Source organism: Rhodococcus sp. G-MC3 (genome assembly GCF_030063335.1).
In the GTDB taxonomy this organism is placed as follows: domain Bacteria; phylum Actinomycetota; class Actinomycetes; order Mycobacteriales; family Mycobacteriaceae; genus Rhodococcoides.
This window is the reverse complement of sequence record NZ_JASISW010000001.1, coordinates 295,535-315,606: the sequence shown is the minus strand read 5'-3', so window position 1 is coordinate 315,606 and position 20,072 is coordinate 295,535. Positions and strand designations below refer to the sequence as shown.

At 63.8% G+C, this 20,072-nt stretch carries 18 protein-coding genes; 13 read left to right on the top strand and 5 right to left on the bottom strand.

All coding sequences use genetic code 11. The annotated features are described in order from the left end of the window. The first annotated feature begins 89 nt into the window (after positions 1–89). The 6 genes from QMK17_RS01495 to ligA all read left to right on the top strand — a co-directional run bounded on the left by QMK17_RS01495 (position 90) and on the right by ligA (position 7,574). Positions 90–944 (top strand): GNAT family N-acetyltransferase, encoded by an 855-nt coding sequence (locus QMK17_RS01495; RefSeq protein ID WP_283506561.1) that lies wholly within the window; start codon positions 90–92, stop codon positions 942–944. Then, positions 941–1,855 (top strand): lysophospholipid acyltransferase family protein, encoded by a 915-nt coding sequence (locus QMK17_RS01490; RefSeq protein WP_283506560.1) that lies wholly within the window; start codon positions 941–943, stop codon positions 1,853–1,855. The genes QMK17_RS01495 and QMK17_RS01490 overlap by 4 nt, the downstream gene beginning before the upstream one ends. A 55-nt stretch (positions 1,856–1,910) precedes the next feature. Further along, complete coding sequence (locus QMK17_RS01485) at positions 1,911–3,149, top strand: cysteine desulfurase family protein (RefSeq protein ID WP_283506559.1); 1,239 nt, start codon at positions 1,911–1,913, stop codon at positions 3,147–3,149. Between the two features lie 43 nt (positions 3,150–3,192). Next, on the top strand, positions 3,193–4,284 hold the full coding sequence (gene mnmA / locus QMK17_RS01480; protein WP_283506558.1) for a tRNA 2-thiouridine(34) synthase MnmA: 1,092 nt from the start codon (positions 3,193–3,195) through the stop codon (positions 4,282–4,284). Beyond that, positions 4,281–5,300, top strand: a complete 1,020-nt coding sequence (locus QMK17_RS01475; RefSeq protein WP_283506557.1) for a methionine synthase — start codon at positions 4,281–4,283, stop codon at positions 5,298–5,300. The genes mnmA and QMK17_RS01475 overlap by 4 nt, the downstream gene beginning before the upstream one ends. Positions 5,301–5,381: 81 nt before the next feature. Next, entirely contained in the window at positions 5,382–7,574 is a 2,193-nt protein-coding gene (ligA, locus tag QMK17_RS01470) for an NAD-dependent DNA ligase LigA (RefSeq protein ID WP_283506556.1), read from the top strand. 1 nt (position 7,575) lies between these two features. On the opposite strand, the gene QMK17_RS01465 is transcribed toward ligA, so the two are convergent. Next, the gene (locus QMK17_RS01465; RefSeq protein ID WP_283506555.1) at positions 7,576–8,226 is read right to left on the bottom strand and encodes an ACT domain-containing protein; all 651 of its coding nucleotides are present in this window, start codon (positions 8,224–8,226) and stop codon (positions 7,576–7,578) included. A gap of 264 nt (positions 8,227–8,490) precedes the next feature. On the opposite strand from QMK17_RS01465, the gene gatC reads away from it, so the two are divergent. Genes gatC through QMK17_RS01450 form a run of 3 tightly spaced genes read left to right on the top strand, consistent with a single transcriptional unit; the run spans position 8,491 to position 11,418 of the window. Beyond that, positions 8,491–8,790, top strand: a complete 300-nt coding sequence (gatC, locus tag QMK17_RS01460; RefSeq protein ID WP_283506554.1) for an Asp-tRNA(Asn)/Glu-tRNA(Gln) amidotransferase subunit GatC — start codon at positions 8,491–8,493, stop codon at positions 8,788–8,790. Continuing rightward, complete coding sequence (gatA, locus tag QMK17_RS01455) at positions 8,787–10,259, top strand: Asp-tRNA(Asn)/Glu-tRNA(Gln) amidotransferase subunit GatA (RefSeq protein WP_283506553.1); 1,473 nt, start codon at positions 8,787–8,789, stop codon at positions 10,257–10,259. Before gatC ends, gatA begins: the two co-directional genes overlap by 4 nt. A gap of 19 nt (positions 10,260–10,278) precedes the next feature. Then, the gene (locus QMK17_RS01450) at positions 10,279–11,418 is read left to right on the top strand and encodes an alpha/beta hydrolase (RefSeq protein WP_283506552.1); all 1,140 of its coding nucleotides are present in this window, start codon (positions 10,279–10,281) and stop codon (positions 11,416–11,418) included. Here QMK17_RS01450 and QMK17_RS01445 read toward each other — a convergent pair. Together QMK17_RS01445 and QMK17_RS01440 are read right to left on the bottom strand one after the other, a co-directional pair. After that, the gene (locus tag QMK17_RS01445) at positions 11,415–12,842 is read right to left on the bottom strand and encodes an alpha/beta-hydrolase family protein (protein ID WP_283506551.1); all 1,428 of its coding nucleotides are present in this window, start codon (positions 12,840–12,842) and stop codon (positions 11,415–11,417) included. The two genes, QMK17_RS01450 and QMK17_RS01445, sit on opposite strands and share 4 nt — an antisense overlap. Continuing rightward, positions 12,839–13,507 (bottom strand): hypothetical protein, encoded by a 669-nt coding sequence (locus tag QMK17_RS01440; protein ID WP_283506550.1) that lies wholly within the window; start codon positions 13,505–13,507, stop codon positions 12,839–12,841. The genes QMK17_RS01445 and QMK17_RS01440 overlap by 4 nt, the downstream gene beginning before the upstream one ends. 293 nt (positions 13,508–13,800) lie before the next feature. Between QMK17_RS01440 and QMK17_RS01435 the strand changes: the two genes are divergently transcribed. The 3 genes from QMK17_RS01435 (at position 13,801) to QMK17_RS01425 (ending at position 16,790) form a co-directional block, all read left to right on the top strand. After that, positions 13,801–14,982 carry a sensor histidine kinase gene (locus QMK17_RS01435; protein ID WP_283506675.1) on the top strand — a complete coding sequence of 394 codons (1,182 nt, stop codon included), beginning with the start codon at positions 13,801–13,803 and terminating at the stop codon, positions 14,980–14,982. Positions 14,983–14,992: 10 nt separating this feature from the next. Continuing rightward, entirely contained in the window at positions 14,993–15,655 is a 663-nt protein-coding gene (locus QMK17_RS01430) for a response regulator (protein ID WP_283506549.1), read from the top strand. A gap of 103 nt (positions 15,656–15,758) precedes the next feature. Continuing rightward, positions 15,759–16,790, top strand: coding sequence for an ATP-dependent 6-phosphofructokinase (locus QMK17_RS01425; RefSeq protein ID WP_283506674.1), 1,032 nt, complete (start codon positions 15,759–15,761; stop codon positions 16,788–16,790). Between the two features lie 51 nt (positions 16,791–16,841). Here the strand turns inward: QMK17_RS01425 and QMK17_RS01420 are convergent, their stop codons facing one another. Continuing rightward, entirely contained in the window at positions 16,842–17,306 is a 465-nt protein-coding gene (locus QMK17_RS01420) for an acyl-CoA thioesterase (protein WP_283506673.1), read from the bottom strand. Between the two features lie 93 nt (positions 17,307–17,399). Here QMK17_RS01420 and gatB point away from each other — a divergent pair, with 93 nt between their 5' ends. Continuing rightward, a complete protein-coding gene (gene gatB, locus QMK17_RS01415; protein WP_283506548.1) occupies positions 17,400–18,905 on the top strand; it encodes an Asp-tRNA(Asn)/Glu-tRNA(Gln) amidotransferase subunit GatB in 1,506 nt (501 codons plus the stop codon). Positions 18,906–19,029: 124 nt separating this feature from the next. Here gatB and QMK17_RS01410 read toward each other — a convergent pair whose 3' ends face one another. Beyond that, positions 19,030–20,010 carry a sugar-binding transcriptional regulator gene (locus QMK17_RS01410; RefSeq protein WP_283506547.1) on the bottom strand — a complete coding sequence of 327 codons (981 nt, stop codon included), beginning with the start codon at positions 20,008–20,010 and terminating at the stop codon, positions 19,030–19,032. Positions 20,011–20,072 lie beyond the last annotated feature (62 nt).

The following is a 20,072-nucleotide window of genomic DNA, read 5'->3' as shown; positions in this document are numbered from 1 at the left end:
AACTGCGTCTGCAGCAGTTCACGCAACGTCCGTGGACGCGTTACCCCCGTGACGCACTGACGCCGTTCTGGCTCGTTAGACACACAATCATGACCACTTCAGTCATGACCTCGCACGCAGTCACCCCGCCTGTACACCTGGGTCGGTCCGCAGGCTCCCCGCCTGCGACCGATCGGTACTCGCTCGTTCTCTCCACCGACCGAGACCACCGCGAAGCCGCACAGCGACTCCGCTACGACGTCTTCGCCTCCGAGCCGGGCTTCGAGATCCCCCACGGTACCGACGGTAAGGACGCAGACCGCTTCGACGAGTACTGCGACCACCTGCTCGTACGGGACAACAGCGACGACAGTTTCGTGGGCTGCTACCGAATGCTTCCGCCCGACGCTGCCATTGCAGCCGGTGGCTACTACACCGCAACGGAATTCGACCTGTCCGCCCTCGATCCCGCAGGCAACCGCGTTGTGGAGATGGGTCGAGCCGTCGTACGCCCCGAGCACCGGTCGGGATCGGTGCTAGGTCTCATGTGGGCCGGGATTCTGCACTACCTGGAAGTGACCGGACTCGAATGGTGCATGGGATGCGTCTCCGTTCCCATGCACGCAAAACCGGACGACCCTGCGGGTGCCAACGTCCACGCTGTCCGAGACTTTCTCATGGCCAAGCACGGCTCCGAGGAAGATCGTCGGGTAGTGCCGTACAACCCTGTCGTGGTGAACGGGCTCGTTCTGGGAGATATCCCGGCGCCCGTCCGCCCTGCCATTCCTCCGCTGCTCAAGGGCTACCTCAGACTCGGTGCAACCATTTGCGGTGAGCCTGCTCACGATCCCGACTTCGGAGTTGCGGATTTCGTCGCCCTGCTGGGACTGCACGAGGCGAACACTCGCTACCTCGACCGACTCAGAAGCGCTGCCACCACCTACGAGACGAGGACGCGAGCATGAGCCGGTCTGCACTTCCCGCTCCAGCGCAGAAGGAATTCGACCACGCGTGGATGCCGTCGAGCCCGTGTGGCGAAGGGTGTGTTCCGCGTGATCTCGTCACTGTCCGTCACGTCGTCGTCGTAGCGCGAGTCATGGTGGCGCTGTTGGCTTTCAGTCTGTTACCGGTGCTGATCCTAGTGGGCGTCGTGTCGCCGCGGGCCCGGCGCACAGTCACCGGATTCGGCTCCAGAATGCTGCTCTTCGCGGTCGGAATTCGGCTCTCCGTCAACGATCTCCGCTCCGATCGCGAGAAGTCACGAACCGACGATGGGGCACTCGTGGTTGCCGGCCACGTCTCCTGGACCGATGTTCTGGTACTCACCGCCCTACGTCCGGCGACCTTCGTCGCCCGCGGCGACCTGATCGACTGGCCGATTCTGGGACTGCTGGCACGATCGATGAAGGTGCTGCCGATCCACCGTCGGAACCTGCGCTCACTGCCGGACACCGTCGAGCAGGTTGCGCAGAGACTCCGTAGCGGCGGCACGGTGGTCGTGTTTCCGGAAGGCACGACCTGGTGTGGGCGGGCATATGGATCTTTCAAGCCTGCGATGTTCCAGGCGGCCGTCGATACGGAGACCTGGGTGCAGCCGCTGCGTCTGCGGTACATCGACTCCGATCGGATCTTGACCACCGCCACGTGTTTCGTGGGCGACGAGACGATCGGCACGTCGATCGGTCGGGTTTTCCGGCTGAAGGGCATCGTCGCGCACGTCGAACTGGCCGCGCCTGAGCCGCCGGGAAACGATCGTCGTGATCTCGCTCGCCGGTGCGAAGCCTCCGCCAGGGCCGGTGAGGGCCACGATCGTGCGGTGCACGCCGTGATGAATGCGGATGCACTCGCAATCTCAGAGGTCCCGGTCGACTTCTGACGTTGTCGAGCGTCGAGAAGAGGACCGGCGTCGAGCAGCTATCCTGAAGGACGTTATGCCTTCTGCACGCAGTTCGGCTGCTTCCCACACGACGAGTGCATCCGTATACCTCGACCACGCTGCGACGACACCAATGTCGTCGGTAGCGATCGAGGCGATGACGGCTGTGTTCGCAACCGTCGGCAATGCGTCGTCGCTGCACGGATCGGGGCGTGCGGCGCGACGCCGCGTCGAAGAGTCCCGTGAATCCATCGCTGCGAACCTCGGCGCCAGACCGTCCGAAGTGATCTTCACCTCAGGCGGAACCGAAAGCGACAATCTCGCGGTCAAGGGAATCTATTCGGCACGCCGCGATGCCGATTCCAGCCGAACGCGGATCGTGGCGAGCTCGGTGGAGCACCATGCCGTCCTCGACGCCGTCGAGTGGCTGGCCGAGCACGAGGGGGCCTCGGTCACCTGGTTGCCCGTGGACGCGTTCGGACGCGTGCATCCAGACACACTTCGCGCCGAACTCGCGCTGCACGCGGACGAGACCGCACTGATCACCATCATGTGGGCCAACAACGAAGTCGGCACCATCATGCCGATCCGGGAACTTGCTGCGGTGGCACGGGAGTTCGACATTCCCATCCACAGTGATGCGATCCAAGCCGTGCCGCACTTGCCGGTCGATTTCAAGGACAGCGGTTTGTCGGCGCTGAGCATCGCCGCCCACAAGTTCGGGGGTCCGCAGGGCGTCGGTGCACTTCTGCTCGGCCGCACTGTTGCCTGTGTACCGTTGCTGCACGGCGGCGGCCACGAGCGGGATGTCAGATCCGGAACTCACGACACCGCGTCCGTCGTTGCGATGGCTGCGGCACTGTCGGACACCGTTACCGGTCTCGACGTGCGTAGCGCTGAGCTGAGCCGGCTGCGCGATCGGATGATTTCGGGAGTCGAGGACATCGATCCCGATGTGATCGTCAATGGCGCGCTCGGTGACGAGCGACTCCCCGGGATCGCTCACTTCACGTTTCCCGGATGCGAGGGCGACTCCCTGTTGATGTTGCTCGATGCCGCCGGAATAGAATGCTCGACGGGTTCCGCCTGTACCGCAGGGGTGGCCAGTGCGTCCCACGTGTTGACCGCGATGGGCGCCGACCCGTCCACCGCGCGCGGATCGTTGCGGTTTTCGCTGGGAACCGAGTCGTCCGATTCGGATGTGGACGCCCTGCTGGCGGCGTTGCCTCAGGTTGTCGAACGTGCCCGTGCTGCGGGATTGGCGAGCGTAGGAGCTCGGGGAGGACAGCGCTGATGCGTGGTTCTGCGAGAAGGACAGTATGGAAAGGACAGGCCTGATGCGGGTACTTGCTGCAATGAGCGGCGGAGTGGACTCGGCCGTTGCGGCCGCGCGCGCCGTCGACGACGGTCACGACGTGGTCGGTGTACATCTGGCGTTGTCGACCGAGCCGGGGACTCTGCGAAACGGTTCACGCGGTTGCTGCTCCAAGGAGGACGCGGGCGATGCGCGTCGCGCCGCAGACGTTCTGGGCATTCCGTTCTATGTCTGGGACTTCGCGGATCGGTTCAAGGAAGACGTCATCGACGATTTCATCGAGTCTTATGCCGCCGGGGAGACGCCAAACCCGTGCCTGCGCTGCAACGAGAAGATCAAATTCTCGGCCCTCGCCGACCGAGCTCTCGCTCTCGGATTCGATGCAATCGCGACCGGGCACTACGCGCAGCTGCACGACGGTGTTCTACGCCGCGCAGTCGACGCGGACAAGGATCAGTCCTACGTCCTGGCAGTCCTGACGCGGGGCCAGCTTGCGCGTGCGATGTTCCCGATCGGTGACACACCCAAGTCGGAGATCCGCGCCGAAGCAGCCGAACGCGGACTTGCGGTTGCCGACAAGCCCGACAGTCACGACATCTGTTTCATTCCATCGGGCGACACCCGAGCGTTTCTCGGTGCCAAGATCGGCATTCGCCCCGGCAAGGTCGTCGATGCCGACACCGGCGCCGAGCTCGCGGATCACGACGGCGTGCACGGCTTCACGATCGGGCAGCGCAAGGGGCTCGGCGTCGAAGGTCCCGCCGGTGACGGCAAGCCGCGCTACGTCACGGCGATCGAGCCGGAGAGCGGGAACGTCATCGTCGGTTCCGCAACGCGGCTCGATGTCTGGGGAATCGTCGGCAATCGTGCGATCTGGACCGAGGGCGTTGCGCCGACCGGCCCGATCGAATGCGTCGTCCAGGTTCGAGCGCACGGCGGAATGACCGAAGCCGTCGCCGAAGCCACCGCGGACGGCGGCGTCGACATCCAGTTGCGCACCGCGCTCACCGGTGTGGCCAAGGGCCAAGCTGCGGTTCTCTACCGCAGTGACGTGCAGGGAGACATCGTCATCGGTAGCTCGACCATCGCCGGCACGCGTTCCGAGAACGAGTGAGCAACAGCGTCTTCGGCGCGTTGGCAACAGGGATCGGGTCCTGGCCGGGAACGGACATTCGGGAAGCGGCGTCGATCGTTCTGGGTGAACTTCCTGCACTTCCCCATCTGGTGGAACTGCCTGCTCGGGGCCTCGGTGCCGACATCATCGGCCGGACAGGCGCCTTGATGGTGGACCTCGAGCTCGATGTACGAACATCGGGCTATCGCGTGGCGCAAGGGAAGTCGAAGAGTGCGCAGCGCGCGTTGGACTTGCTGCACGAGGATCTCGACGTACTGGAAGAGCTATGGGAGACAGGCGGTTTTGCCGCCACTCATCGCGTGCTCAAACTTCAGGCCGCGGGCCCGTTCACGATGGCAGCGCAGGTGGAACTCCGCGGCGGGCACCGCGTGCTCACCGATCGAGGAGCCGTGCGAGATTTTGCGGAGTCTCTGGCCGAGGGCATGCGTAGGCACTGCGCCGAAGTGTCTGCGCGGCTCGGTGTCGATGTGGTGGTGCAACTCGACGAGCCGAGTCTTCCTGCGGTACTGGCTGGTTCGCTGTCGGGCGTGACCCGTCTCGATACGGTGCGCGCAGTTCCCGAGCCGGAAGCCGTGGATCTGCTCGACTCGGTTGTGCGGCAAATCGGCGTTCCGACGGTGATCCACTGCTGCAGTTCCGATGCCCCCCTCGATCTGATTCGGCGCACCGCTGCCGAAGCTGCGTCCATCGACATGTCGCTGGTGACATCGAAAGATCTCGATTCTGTCGGCGAATTCCTGCAGGCCGGAAAGACGCTGCTGCTGGGGTTGGTCCCGTCGGCCGCGCCAGAGCGCGAACCGACATGGCGTGAGGTGGCCACCCCTGCCGTGACGCTCGTCGACCGACTGGGATTCCCCCGGGCGGTTCTCGCGAGTCAGATATCGGTCACGCCGGCATGCGGGCTTTCCGGAGCCACTCCCACCTGGGCTCGCCAGGCACTCGATCTGGCGGGCAACGTCGCCGACGCGTTCCAGGACGCGCCCGATTCCTTGTAGGGCAGGTTCGGCATCGTCCGGTTGGAGCCGATGCCTCCGAGTTCGATCATCAGTGTCGGAGGGTTCCGTTAATCTTCACAAGTGGACGAATCGACTGCAGTTACGCCAGGAACCGACGCTGGGGCGCAGCCCGGTGCAGAGGAAACAGCGGCGGGTACACCTGCAACGAGCGAGGACCGCGAGCGGTGGCAGAAGTTGGCCGAGGAAGTGCGTGGCCACCAGTTTCGATACTACGTACGAGATTCACCACTCGTCTCCGACGGAGAATTCGACACCCGGCTTCGTGAGCTGAACGACCTCGAAGATGCGCACCCCGAACTTCGTACCGCAGATTCGCCCACGCAACTGGTCGGCGGCGGGTTCGCCACCGAATTCACGGCAGTCGATCACCTCGATCGAATGTTGAGCTTGGACAACGTGTTCGATCACGATGAGCTGCGTGCCTGGGCCAGGAGGGTCGAAGGGGAGACTGGCCCCAACCTCCACTACCTGTGCGAAGTCAAGATCGACGGTGTTGCTCTGAACCTGGTGTACGAGAACGGAAAGCTCGTGCGAGGCGCCACAAGAGGCGACGGCCGCACAGGTGAGGACGTGACGCTCAACGCTCGCACCATCGAGGACATTCCGGAGGCACTGACCGAAAGCCCCGACTACCCGACGCCGACGTTGCTGGAAGTGCGAGGCGAGGTGTTCTTCCGGTTGGAGGATTTTCAAGCGCTCAATGCCTCCCTCGTGGAGGAGGGCAAACCCCCGTTCGCAAACCCACGCAATTCGGCTGCAGGCTCGCTACGTCAGAAGAATCCTGCGGTCACCTCCCGTCGCCGTCTCGGAATGATCTGTCACGGGTTCGGACGCATGCAGGGCTTCTCTCCCGACTCTCAGATGCACGCATATGAGGCACTGAAGGCGTGGGGCCTTCCGGTGTCCTCACACACCTCACGAGTCGAAGGCATCGAGACCGTGATCGAGAAGGTCGCCTACTGGGACGATCACCGCCACGATGTCGAACACGAAATCGACGGGCTCGTGGTCAAGGTCGACGAGATGTCGCTGCATCGCAGACTCGGAACCACCTCGCGGGCGCCCCGGTGGGCAATTGCATACAAGTACCCGCCCGAAGAAGTGACGACCAAGCTTCTCGATATCCGTGTGAGCGTCGGCCGCACGGGCCGCGTCACCCCGTTCGCGTACATGGAACCGGTGCTCGTAGCCGGCTCCACGGTGTCGCTGGCCACCCTGCACAACGGCTCCGAGGTCAAGCGCAAGGGTGTACTCATCGGCGACACCGTCACCATCCGCAAGGCGGGGGAGGTCATCCCCGAGGTGTTGGGCCCCGTCGTCGACGCTCGTACCGGTGACGAGACCGAATTCGTAATGCCCGAGAACTGCCCGGAATGCGGCACCCCGTTGGCTCCGGCCAAGGAGGGCGACGCAGATCTTCGGTGCCCCAACTCCGAATTCTGCCCGGCCCAACGGCGTGAGCGAGTGTTCTTCGTTGCCGAGCGCGGACGCTTCGACATCGAGGGCCTCGGCTACGAAGCCGCCTCGGACCTGCTCGAAGCAGAGGCCATCCTCGACGAGGGCGACATCTTCTCGCTGACCGAAGAAGATTTGCTGAAGACTTCCATCTTTCGCACCAAAGCGGGCGCGCTGTCCGCGAACGGTCGCAGACTGTTGGCAAACCTCGACAAGGCCAAGGACAGGCCGCTCTGGCGCGTGCTGGTGAGCCTGTCGATCAGACACGTCGGACCGTCCGCAGCGCGAGCGCTCGCAGGCGAATTCGGCAGTCTCGAACGCATCGAGAGCGCAACGGAAGAAGAGCTGGCGGCCGTCGATGGCGTCGGAGCAACAATCGCGAAGGCAGTGTCCGAGTGGTTTCGTGTGCCGTGGCACCGCACCATCGTCGAAAAGTGGCGTGCCGCAGGCGTCCGGATGGAGGACGAGCGTGACGAGTCCATCGTCCGCAACCTCGACGGGATGTCCATTGTCGTCACAGGTTCGCTCGAAACCTACTCACGTGATCAGGCCAAGGAAGCGATCCTAGCTCGCGGTGGCAAGGCAGCGGGGTCGGTGTCGAAGAAGACCGCGTTCGTCGTCGTCGGTGAATCACCCGGCACCAAACACGACAAGGCCGTGGAACTGGGAGTGCCGGTACTCGACGAAGCAGGGTTCACGTTGTTGCTCACCGAAGGGCCCGACGCAGTCCGAACTGCTCCGGAGCAGGGTGTGAACGAAGCAGAGGCCGACGAAAAAGAGGCTGACAAGAAAGGGTAGTTCAGCCGAGAGTGGTGGCGACAATGCCGGCGAGGTAACCGAGTCTCGCCACCTCGGACGGTCTGAAATCGGGTCCGCCCGGGCGACCCAGCATCAGGACGGTTCCGGTGGAGCCGAGTGGAGCGGCAGCGATTTTGGTGTCCATGTCGCGCCAGACCTGCGGCACCCATTCGGCTTCGCCGTCGAGCGTAGCCGGGCGAGCGAGAGGCATCCACGGCATCTCGGTGGCGTGAGTCTCCGGCGCTCCCGAGCTGCCGACCACGCGGTACGCGCCGTGCTTGCCTGTCGCGACCACAACGGACCATCCCACCCTGAGCACGCGTGGCGCGCCGTCGACGAGTACCTGAAGACGGTCGTCCGATGCAGCAGCCACGCGATCGATCAGTTCGAGCTCACGGTGGGTGTCGAGGACGCCCGTATACGGCCGGATCGAGTCGACGCGTACGTCGTCGAGGTTCTCGGCCGCGGTGATCAATGTATCCGGCAGTGCGCCGGGGGCCACGTCGACCACGAGATCGTCCACCGCATAGCCGTCGCCGCGTTCGATGACCTCGAGCGACAGAATGTCGGCGCCGACCGAACCGAGAGCGACGGCGAGCGATCCGAGACTGCCGGGACGATCGGGAAGCTGAACGCGGAGCAGATACGACATAACGCTCCCTTTCGGTGACACTCTCGAGATCGAAGGTTCGCCGAGCGGCGCCCCGAACGGCGGCTCACGTGCGCAAGTGCCGCGAGCCATCCTTGCATTCTCGGCCCCCCTGATCGAAACCGCAGCGCCGCACGTGACCTTTACGACACCTTCCTCACACCTCGTGACTGCTGGATGACGAGACCCGGGGTCCGGCCATTAGGCTTGGCAGGGGTCGTGCGGCTGTGCGACTGCCTCGATATATGTGTGAAAGGGGTCTACGCGGTGCCTGATATCTCGCGCGACGAGGTTGCTCACCTCGCCCGGCTGTCTCGGCTGGCTCTCAGCGAAGCCGAGTTGGACGAGTTCGCCGGCCAGCTGGATTCGATCCTTCACCACGTGAAGGCGGTTGCGGAAGTCGCGACCGGCGACGTTCCCCCGACAGCAAACCCCAGTGAGATCACCAACGTCACGCGACCGGACATCATCGTTCCTGGTTTGACTCCGGCGCAGGCGTTGTCGAGTGCGCCGAATGCCGAGAACGACCGTTTCGCAGTGCCGCAGATCCTGGGAGAGAGCGAATGACCGACCTGACCGCACTCGACGCGTCCGAACTCGCGACGCGCATCCATTCCCGCGAGGTTTCCGCGGTCGAGGTGACGCAGGCTCACCTCGACCGCATCGACAATGTCGACGGAGAGTTCCACGCATTTCTGCACGTCTCCGCGGCTGCAGCGCTTGTCTCCGCCAAGGAAGTCGATGCTTCGCTGTCCGCGGGTGAGCGTCCAGCGTCGGCGCTTGCTGGTGTTCCACTGGCATTGAAAGATGTGTTCACCACCACGGATATGCCGACGACGTGTGGGTCGAAAATTCTCGAGGGATGGATCTCGCCGTACGACGCGACGGTCACGTCCAAGCTGCGAGCAGCCGGAATTCCCTTGCTCGGGAAAACGAACATGGATGAGTTCGCGATGGGATCGTCCACCGAGAACTCTGCGTACGGCCCCACCAAGAACCCATGGGACACCAACCGGATCCCGGGCGGTTCGGGCGGCGGTAGTGCCGCTGCTTTGGCGTCCTACCAGGCTCCGCTCGCGATCGGGACCGATACGGGCGGGTCCATCCGCCAGCCGGCCGCATTGACGGGAACCGTCGGCACCAAGCCCACTTACGGAACCGTGTCCAGGTACGGCCTCATCGCGTGCGCATCATCGCTCGACCAAGGCGGTCCATGTGGACGCACCGTGCTCGACACCGCTCTGCTGCACGAGGTGATCGCCGGTCACGATCCGCGCGACTCGACGTCGGTGGAGACCTCGGTCGCATCGGTCGTCGCAGCTGCGCGAGAAGGTGCACGGGGCGACTTGGTGGGCGTTCGCGTCGGAGTGGTCAGGGAACTGCACTCGGACAGCTACCAGGCGGGCGTCATTTCGTCCTTCGACGCCGCGGTCGCGACGCTGACGTCGCTTGGAGCCGAGGTTGTCGAGGTGTCGTGCCCGAACTTCGTGCACGCGCTAGCCGCGTACTACTTGATCCTGCCGTCCGAGGTGTCCTCGAACCTCGCTCGGTTCGACGGCATGCGCTACGGCACGCGGGTCGGCGACGACGGAAAGCACAGCGCGGAGCAGGTCATGGCGATCACGCGCGCGGAAAGGTTCGGAGCAGAGGTCAAGCGCCGCATCATGATCGGTACCTACGCGTTGTCCGCTGGTTACTACGACGAGTACTACGGTCAGGCGCTGAAAGTTCGCACGCTCATTGCACGCGACTTCGACAAGGCATACGAGCAGGTCGACGTTTTGGTGTCACCGACGACCCCGACAACTGCATTCCCATTGGGAGACAAGGTCGACGATCCGATCGCCATGTACCTCAACGATCTGTGCACGTTGCCGACCAACCTGGCAGGACACTGCGCGATGTCGGTGCCGTCGGGTCTCGCCGCCGAGGACGGGCTTCCGGTTGGTCTGCAGATCATGGCGCCTGCTTTTGCCGATGATCGGCTATACCGAATCGGTGCCGCGTACGAGGTTGCACGCGGGCAACTGAAGTAAGAATGCGACTGAATTAAGCATGCAGACGTATCGCTGGGTGCACGACGTCGCACTGGACGTCGTGCACATCAGAGTCGACGACGTGTTCCCGGTGATCGTCACGGTTGCTGCCGCAATGGCGGTTCTGCTGTGGCTGCTGGTGCGAGAACGTCGGATCGGGATCGTCGCCGCGCTCGTGGTGGTAGCCGCGGTCCTCGCGCAACTCAATGCCCACCTTGTGGGGTATCCGACTATCGCCGCGGTGCTGGGACATCCTCCGGTCGTCGATGCGGATTTGGATGATCTCCAGTCACCGACGGACCTAGTGGTGGCCGACGGGCCGCTACAGGCCGGGTGGACTCCGCCCAGGTCGATGCCACCGATCGGTGACGTCATCGAGGCGGACATTCCAGGCCCGGTGTCTGGGTTTCACGCCAGACCGGCATCGATCTACGTTCCTCCGGCGTATCTGACCGATCCGCGCGCGGACCTTCCCGTCTTGGTTCTCCTCACCGGTCAGCCGGGTCATGTCGTCGATTGGATCGACGGTGGGCATCTCGGTCGAACGATGGACACCTTCGCCGCTCGGCACGACGGGCTGGCACCCGTGGTGATCGTGGCGGACGCACTCGGCGACGCCGACGCCAATCCGATGTGTATGGATTCCGCTCTCGGAAACGTATTCAGCTACTTGTCCGTCGACTTGCCCGCATGGGCGGCGGACCACCTTCAGGTTTCGACCGACACGAAGAACTGGGCCATCGGGGGTTATTCCTACGGGGGCACCTGCGCGCTGCAGACCGCCGTCCGGGCCCCGATCACCTACCCGACATTTCTCGACATCTCCGGCGAAGACGAACCGCGGCGAGGTTCGCGCGAAGAGTCGATCACGGCGGCGTTCGGCGACGACAGTGAACGATCGCAGCAGCTCTTCGACGACGTCGCGCCGTTGACCGTGATGTCCGAGAACGCATTTTCGGGCTCCGCTGGAGCCTTTGTGGTGGGAGCCGAAGACGACGAGTTTCGCCCCCAGACTCACCGTGCATTCGATGCCGCGGTGGCAGCGGGAATCGATTCGCGTTACCTCGAACTGCCTGGCGGACATTCGATGGATGTGTGGGCTCCTGCGCTGGAAGGCGAAATGGGTTGGTTAGGAGTAAGAATGGGACTCACGGACTAGCACGGCGGTAGCAACATGCCTTGATCACGTCCATATCGGTGGCCGTGGCCGTCCGGAGCGGCCAGTGCGGATACCATGTCGATGGTCGTTTGCAGATAGCTCACCACCGGTATCCACTGCGGCAGCGGCGCATCGACGCGCACCGCATCGAGGTCCGGTGGTGACATGAGGAGATCCGACGACCATCGCACCACCGGGTCGGACGAATTGGCCAGTACCACAGCATCTCCCAGTATCACGTTCTTGGCGGGTGGTCCGGCCCAGAGTGTCCCGCACACGTCATCGGAGTAGTTTGCCACTGCCGAGCTACCACCGATCGAACCGAGGCTCTGACCATAGACGTACAGGGACGGCCGGGAGGCTTCGGGCAGCGAGTCGATCTCGAGGCTCACGGCTTCGAGCAATGCCGCTGCCGAATCGTTCGCCTCCGACTTGGCGAACAGGAACGTCGCCCAGCTGGGGGCAGCGGAATACTGCAGCGCCACGGTAGCGACGTCGCCGCCGAATCGCACTTCGGCGCCGCTGACGGCATTCTCGTCCACCCAGCCCGATCCTGTCGGTACTGCGACAACGATGTGTGACTTCGCGAACCCACCCGCACGGTTCAACTCGTCTACCGCGGCGGCCGCGCGTTCGCTCACGGTCGGCGCGGCACCGAGTCCGACATAGGTTCGAACAGAAGCATTATTGGTTCCACCGGCTACGAACTTGCGCCCCTCGCGTCCAAGCAGATCCCAGGACACGGTCGATGCCGCACTGCCGGATTTCGCCGGCGACACAGGAATTGCGAGCGAGGTGTCCATCAGCGCATCGGAGACGGCGAAACTTCGGGAGAGTGTCGATAGTGCGGCAGGGACCACGAAGAGGTATCCGACGACTGTGCACGCGGTCACCATCGCAAGGGTTCTCGCGGGTCCGAGGCGCCCGATTCCGCGGGAAATGCCGAGTCCGAGGACGACCAGGATCGAGCACACCGACACCGAACCGCACAGCACTCCGATCCAGTGCAGCGCGCCTGCGTTCGGGACGTCCATTGCTTCGCGTAGATCGTTCTGCCACCGAGCATCGCCTACCGCGGCAGCAAGTATTGCGGTAACACCCGCCGCTGCAGCGATACGCCGAGCGACCGGGTGCGGGGCAGGCGTCGGGAACGCCGTCCCTCGAACCCCAGCGACGATTCGATGCGCTAGCGCCGCGAACCCGAGTGCGGCGGTGGCGAACACTCCGGTCACGATCGCCTGCATCAGCGAGGAGCGTGGCAGAAGCGAGGGGACCAGCGATGCGATAACGGCAGCCGACACCAGAATTGAGGTTGCGGTGCGGGGAACCGATTGCGCCGTTCCTTGCGGTGCGGTGTTGCGCGTCGACATCGTCGGCGGTGTCTCTGATTGCGGGGTGTGGGGAACGAGTGTCCTGGTGCTCATGCCGCTGCGACCCTTCCGCCCTGTGTTCTTGCGCGGCTTCTTTCGGCGCGTCTTCTTTCGGCGCGCAGTGGAGCCGCGATCGATACCGAGCAGGACGCCGCCATGAGCGCTCCTACCCCTAGACCGCTCGCAATCAGATACGGAAGCATCGGTTCTGGACTCGGCGCCGCAAAGCGTTGACGCCAGGAGTTGAACTCGACCGCATCGGATGCCACCGTGCTCAGGGTGTAGCAGAGTGTGCGAGAACCGATTCCCGAACGCGAAGTGCAGGTGTCGTGTGTGCGTTCGGCCAACTGCGTATCGAGAGCTTTGCGTGCCTCCCGAGTGGACGGCGCGCCCGCTGCCGACCCGAATCGGAGAAGGTCGTATCCCAGATCGTGTGCCTTGCAGGCTGTGTCGAACTCATGGGGAAGGGGGATCGGTGACGAGCAGCCCCCGTCGGGGTTCACCAGTAGGCCATTCTCGATCGTCGGGGAGTAGAACGCGCCGGCGAATCCTGCCGGGATGGAGGTGCGAGCATCTTCGGCGCTCGAGCTGGTCAGTGCATCGATGGCGACCGTCGCCGCGGTTCTGATCGATGTCGGCGCTTCGGCATCGGCTGCAGGAATTCCGACTGTCGCCCCGATTCCGAGAGCCGCGCCGATCACGACCAGTCCGGCATACATCCGTGCTGCTCGTGACCCCGCTGCTCGTGACCCCGCTGCTCGTGTTCGTGCTGTCCGTGTCCCCGCTCTGCGTCTCATGGTGAGTGACGCTATGAAGACGCAGTCGTGCGGGTCGTCGCTCTGTAGTGCTGTTCTCGGGTGCCCTCGATGTCCCGTCGAGGGCGGATAGGCACTACCGGAGAGGTAGTCCGATCTCACTCCGAGGTATGAGGACTTTTCGAGGCAATGTTCCTAGTGTTCTGTGGATGGGTATCAGAATCTTCTCCCGCGGGAGCCGAACGTCGGAACCGGGAATGATCTCGCGGACCAAGGGCACACTAGGTGTCGGCCGCCGTCTCGACTTCCTGATCGTCGTCGTCACGCTGATTCTCTATTCGGTTGCGTGGCCGACACTGTTGCTGACTCATCAGGTTTCTGCTCCGCTGCTGCCGATCGTGTCTGCACTCGCAGTGTTTCCCTTCCTTCTCATCCGCGCCAATCCGGCTCTGGGGTGGTCGATCTCGGCTCTGTCGGCGGTAGTGATTCCGCTCGCATTCGATCTGCAACCGGGGTGGGACTACCCGTGGCAGGTCACCCACATCATGGTGCTGATGGTTCTGGTGTTCGCGGTCAGTCTGCGTTGCGCGATTCCAGTGGTTGCCGTGTCGTGGGTGGCCACGGTGCTGCTGTTTGTCGGGTACGCACCGGGTGAGGACGGCATCGGATGGGGTGTCGGTTTCACCGCGATTGTGGTGTTCGGCCTTCTCGTGCGCTGGCTCGTGCTCTCCAGGCGGCAGCTGGCGAAGCAGGAAGAGGTCAGCGAGCTCGAGCGTGCGCGACGTACCGTTCTCGAAGAGAAAGCCAAGATTGCCCGCGATCTTCACGATGTAGTTGCGCACCACATGTCTCTCGTTGTCGTCCAGGCACAGAGCGCTCCGTATCGTATCGAAGGCGTATCACCATCGGCTGCAGCCGAATTCGAAGCGATCGGCGCTACGGCTCGCGAGGCGCTCAACGAAATCAGGGGAATGCTCGGGGTGCTGCGAAGCGATGGGGTCCCGGCCGAGGACACACCTGCGCCAGGCGTCGGGGACGTACCCGCTCTCCTCGAGAGCCGTCTGCGTGCCGGTGTTCGCTTGAGCTGGGAGTCGACCGGAGCGCCCGACGGTGTTTCGGCCACCACGGGCCTCGCGCTCTATCGGATCCTGCAGGAATCTCTGTCCAACGCCTCCAGGCACGCACCGGAAGCCGACGTGAGGGTCCGGCTCGATTACGGCAGCGACGTCGTCTACCTGGAGGTTGTCAACGGCTCGGGGTCCGCCGCGGTGTCGCACGAGCGTGCAACGGGTGGTCATGGCGTCCGAGGGATGCGCGATCGCGCACTCGGGGTGGCCGGATGGATCGACGCCAGGCCGCGCCCGGACGGGGGATTCGAAGTGGTTGCGCGGCTGCCGTCGACTGCAGTTGCGATGCCGGTGCCTGGTCTCACGGCATAGGGTGTCATCCGTGGCAATCACGGTATTCATCGCCGACGACCAAGCAATGGTCCGACAAGGATTCGGCGCTTTACTCGCGGCGCAGCCGGACATCAGCGTGATCGGCGACGCCGACAACGGTGCGACGGCAGTGACCGAAGTCAAAAGGTTGAGACCCGACGTTGTACTGATGGACGTGCGGATGCCGCAGATGAACGGGCTCGATGCGGCCCGCGCGATCCTCGGCGCAGCACTCGTGCCCCCCGTTCGGATCCTGATGCTCACCACGTTCGACATCGACGACTACATCTACGAGGCCCTGACAATCGGTGCCAGCGGATTCATGCTGAAGGACGCACCGGCCGACGAACTCATCCGCGGCGTTCGCGTAGTCGCGGCAGGGGAAGCGCTGCTTGCGCCGTCGGTGACACGTCGATTGATCGCCGAGGTCACTTCGAGGCGTGGGACCCGCCGGCCGTCGGCGGCCACGCTCGGGGTGCTCACTCCTCGTGAACGTGAGGTTCTCGAGCTGATCGCCAAGGGAATGTCGAATACGGAAATCGCTACTGCTCTGTTCGTCGCGGAACAAACCGTCAAGACTCACGTCGGCAAAGTGCTCGGCAAACTCGATCTACGAGATCGTGCCCAGGCGGTGGTGTTGGCCTACGAGACCGGCGTGGTCACGCCGGGCTGAGTGCTTCGCCCCCCGGGCCATGCGCTGCGAGTTGCGCTGCCGACACCGGTGCGAGGCGGCAAGATTTAGGGTGATGAGTATGGAGTCGACGAGAGGCCAGAAATTGCGCATCGGAGTTCTCACCGGGGGTGGCGACTGCCCGGGCCTCAATGCGGTGATCCGGGCAGTGGTCCGCACCGCGGACGCGCGCTACGGATCCACCGTCGTCGGTTTCCAGGACGGATGGCGAGGACTGCTGGAGGACCGCCGGATCCAGTTGCGCAACGACGACCGCAACGACCGTCTGCTGACCAAGGGCGGAACGATGCTCGGGACGGCGCGCACCAATCCCGATGTACTCCGCGCCGGACTTGATCGCATCAAACAAACCCTCGACGACAACGGCATCGACGTGCTGATCCCGATCGGTGGGGAAGGAACGTTGACCGCGGCCAACTGGCTGTCCGAGGAGGGCGTGCCCGTCGTCGGGGTTCCCAAGACCATCGACAACGACATCGACTGCACCGACGTCACCTTCGGATTCGACACCGCGCTCACGATTGCGACCGATGCCATCGACCGCCTGCACAGCACCGCAGAATCACACCAGCGCGTCATGCTCGTCGAGGTGATGGGCCGGCATGCCGGATGGATCGCACTTCATGCGGGTCTCGCGTCCGGATCCCATATGACTCTCATCCCGGAGCACCCGTTCGACGTCGACGAAGTGTGCGATTTGGTGCGCAAACGATTCCAGCGCGGTGACTCGCACTTCATCTGCGTCGTCGCCGAGGGTGCCAAGCCGAGGGAGGGGTCGATGTCGCTTCTCGACGGTGGCATCGACGAATTCGGCCACGTCAAGTTCACTGGCGTCGCACACCAACTCGGCCAGGAAATCGAGCGCCGCATCAACAAGGAAGTGCGCACGACCGTTCTGGGGCACGTCCAGAGGGGCGGAACGCCGACACCCTACGACCGCGTTCTGGCAACCCGCTTCGGCGTCAATGCTGCCGATGCCGCCCACTCAGGTGATTTCGGGAAAATGGTCTCGCTTCGCGGCAGCGAAATCGGGCTCGTGTCACTGGCTGACGCGGTCAAGCAACTCAAGCGCGTTCCGGAGAGCCGCTATGTGGATGCGGCGGCGTTCTTCGGTTAGGCGCCTTCGGCGCATGTGAGCGAAAATACGTCGCAGGGGACGTATTTTCGCTCACATGTGGCTGGCGGCTTGCTGGATCTCCGACTCCCGCTGCTCGGTCTCGCGCCGCAGGTCTCGCCGCCGTCGTGCAGCTTCGAAACGTTGCCGGCCTACAGCAGTCGACGGTAGGAGCGGAGGAAGCTCCAATGGTTTTCCATCGTCGCCTACGGCAACCATCGTGAAATAGCAGCTGTTGGTGTGCCGTGTCTCACCGCGCTGGATGTTCTCGGTTTCGACTCGAATGCCCACTTCCATCGACGTTCTCCCGGTGTAATTGACCGCCGCGGAGAAGGTGACGAGCTCACCGACATGAATCGGCTCGCGGAACACGACGCGGTCCACGGACAACGTCACAACATATGCCCGGGCGTATTGGCTTGCGCACGCGTAGGCGACTTGATCCAAGAACTTCAGGATCGTTCCGCCGTGCACGTTGCCCGAGAAATTAGCCATGTCGGGTGTCATGAGCACGGTCATGAACAATGTTTGCTTGCGCGGATCGGTCACCGCCCAACCGTAGCGAGCACCCGTGGTTACCCGCGCGTTCTGGAGACCGCATAAACTCTGTGCATGACTGCTGCCATGGTCGATCTGATCGATTACGACGACGTGCTGACCCGCTTCGACCCCGTTCTGGGCATGGAGGTCCACGTCGAGCTGGGCACAGCCACCAAGATGTTCTGCGGATGCCCGACGGCCTTCGGTGCCGAGCCGAACACGCAGGTGTGCCCAGTCTGCTTGAGCCTTCCGGGAGCGCTGCCGGTGGTCAATGCTGCTGCCGTGGAGTCGGCGATCCGCATCGGACTCGCGTTGAACTGTTCGATCACCCCGTGGGGACGGTTCGCGCGGAAGAACTACTTTTACCCGGATCAGCCGAAGAACTACCAGATCTCGCAGTACGACGAGCCGATCGCGACCGAGGGTTACCTCGACGTACTTCTCGACGACGGCAGCACCTTCCGCGTCGAGATCGAGCGTGCCCACATGGAAGAGGACACTGGCAAGTCCACGCACGTCGGTGGTGCAACCGGCCGGATCGAAGGGGCGAGTCACTCGCTGCTCGACTACAACCGCGCCGGAGTTCCGCTCGTCGAAATCGTCACCAAGACCATCACCGGCACCGGTGCCCGTGCGCCCGAGGTCGCCCGGGCGTACGTGACCGCACTGCGCGATCTGCTCGAGTCGCTCGATGTGTCCGACGTCCGCATGGATCAGGGCTCGCTCCGGTGTGACGCGAACGTATCGCTCATGGAGAAGACTGCCACCGAGTTGGGCACCCGAACCGAGACCAAGAACGTCAACTCGCTCAAGAGTGTCGAGGTTGCTGTCCGCTACGAAATGCGCAGGCAGGCCGCGGTTCTCCAGAGCGGGGGTGAGGTCACCCAGGAGACGCGTCACTTCCAGGAGGTCGACGGCACCACCACCAAGGGCCGGAAGAAGGAGACAGCCGAGGATTACCGGTACTTCCCTGAACCTGACCTGGCTCCGGTCGCGCCCGATGCCGCGTGGGTCGAGGAGCTGCGCGGGACCCTTCCGGAGCTGCCGTGGCTGCGCCGTGCACGCATTCAGGCCGACTGGGGAGTCTCTGACGAAGAGATGCGCGACCTCGTCAACTCGGGTGCGCTCGACCTCGTTGCCGCGACGGTCGACGCGGGTGCACCTGCTCAGTCGGCGCGCTCCTGGTGGGTCTCGTACCTGGCGCAGCAGGCCAACATCGCCGGCGTCGGGCTCGTAGAGCTCGCCATCTCGCCTGCCCAGGTGGCGGAGGTGGTCGCACTCGTGGCAGACGGCAAGGTCAACAACAACGGGGCGCGTCAGATCGTCGACGGTGTTCTGGCGGGCGAGGGTGAGCCTGCGGCCGTCATGGCGGCTCGCGGCCTGGTCGTGGAGAAGGACGACACCAAGCTGCAGGCTGCGGTCGACGAGGCGCTCGCCGCGAACCCAGGCGTAGCGGACAAGATTCGTGCCGGCAAGGTGCAGGCTGCGGGGGCCATTGTCGGTGCCGTCATGAAGGCAACACGTGGACAGGCCGACGCTGCCCGAGTGAAAGAACTGGTTCTGGCTGCCTGCAGCTGAGTTGCGGTCGGGCGGTGCCCTCGGCGCGAGCATCACGGTTCTGGCGTCGGTCCTCGTTGCGGCAGGGGTGAGCACGGTATCGATGCTTGCCTTGCCGTAGCGACTTTGTTTGCACCGGATCTGGTCACCAGCGGGCCTGTACGACGAGAGAAGCCGCACTGACATCATCGATGACAAGGTCCGTCACCAGTCCGCCCGCGAGAGCTCCGAGGAGCGCATCACGCTTGGAATTACCTGCCACCACGCACAGTCTGGTCGGGACGGCCTTCAGTCGTTGCAGGCTCGGCCCACTGGAACGCTCGTTGAGGGCGATCCCGTCGTAGCTCCCGTCGGAGCGAAGGAAGACTGTCGCGATATCACCCACGACGCCGTCGGCGGAGAGTGCATCGATATCGCTGTCCTCCAGATATCCGGCGCTGTATACGTGACTGGGGATTGCGCCGCCCATGACCCCGATGGAGAAAACCGCGAGATCCATCCGATCCTGCAGGTCGAGGACTCTTCGAATACTGCGTTCGCGCCAGAGCATTCGGCGGGTGTCCGGGTAGTCGAAGAACGCCGGAACCGGAAAACCCTGGGGGAGAGCGTCGTACGCGGTAGCGACGGTCCTGATGATATCCGCCGCGTAGGAGACGCCCGTAGTTCGTGTGTTGGCGGCACCGTTGAGCTGAACGACGTGTGAGTTGTGCGTGCGTTTCGGAGCCAGATAGCGGCTGACGGCGCTGACCGTCGTACCCCATGCGACTCCCATCACCATGTCGGATTCGAACATCGATGTCACCAGGCGGCCGGCAAACATTGCGACGCGGTCGAGTCGATCGAGATCGCCTACCGTCTCGCCGACGGGCACGATGTGCGCTCGAACGTTGTACCGATCGGCGAACACTTTCTCGAGCGCAGACGAATGCCCCGACATCGAGCTGATCTTGATTTCTACTAGCCCGGACGATCGTGCGTGGGTGATCAAGCGGGAGACCGTGGACCGGGATACCCGCATTTCACGGCCTATGGCGGCCATCGTCATGTCTTGGAAGTAGTACATGCGTGCTGCCTGAACTGCGTCGATCGACCGCGGATCGGCAGTGACCAGATTATCTGTCGGCATACTGCGATCATGACCCACGCGTCCGGCGAGAGCACCATCGATCCCCGAAGAGATGCACATAT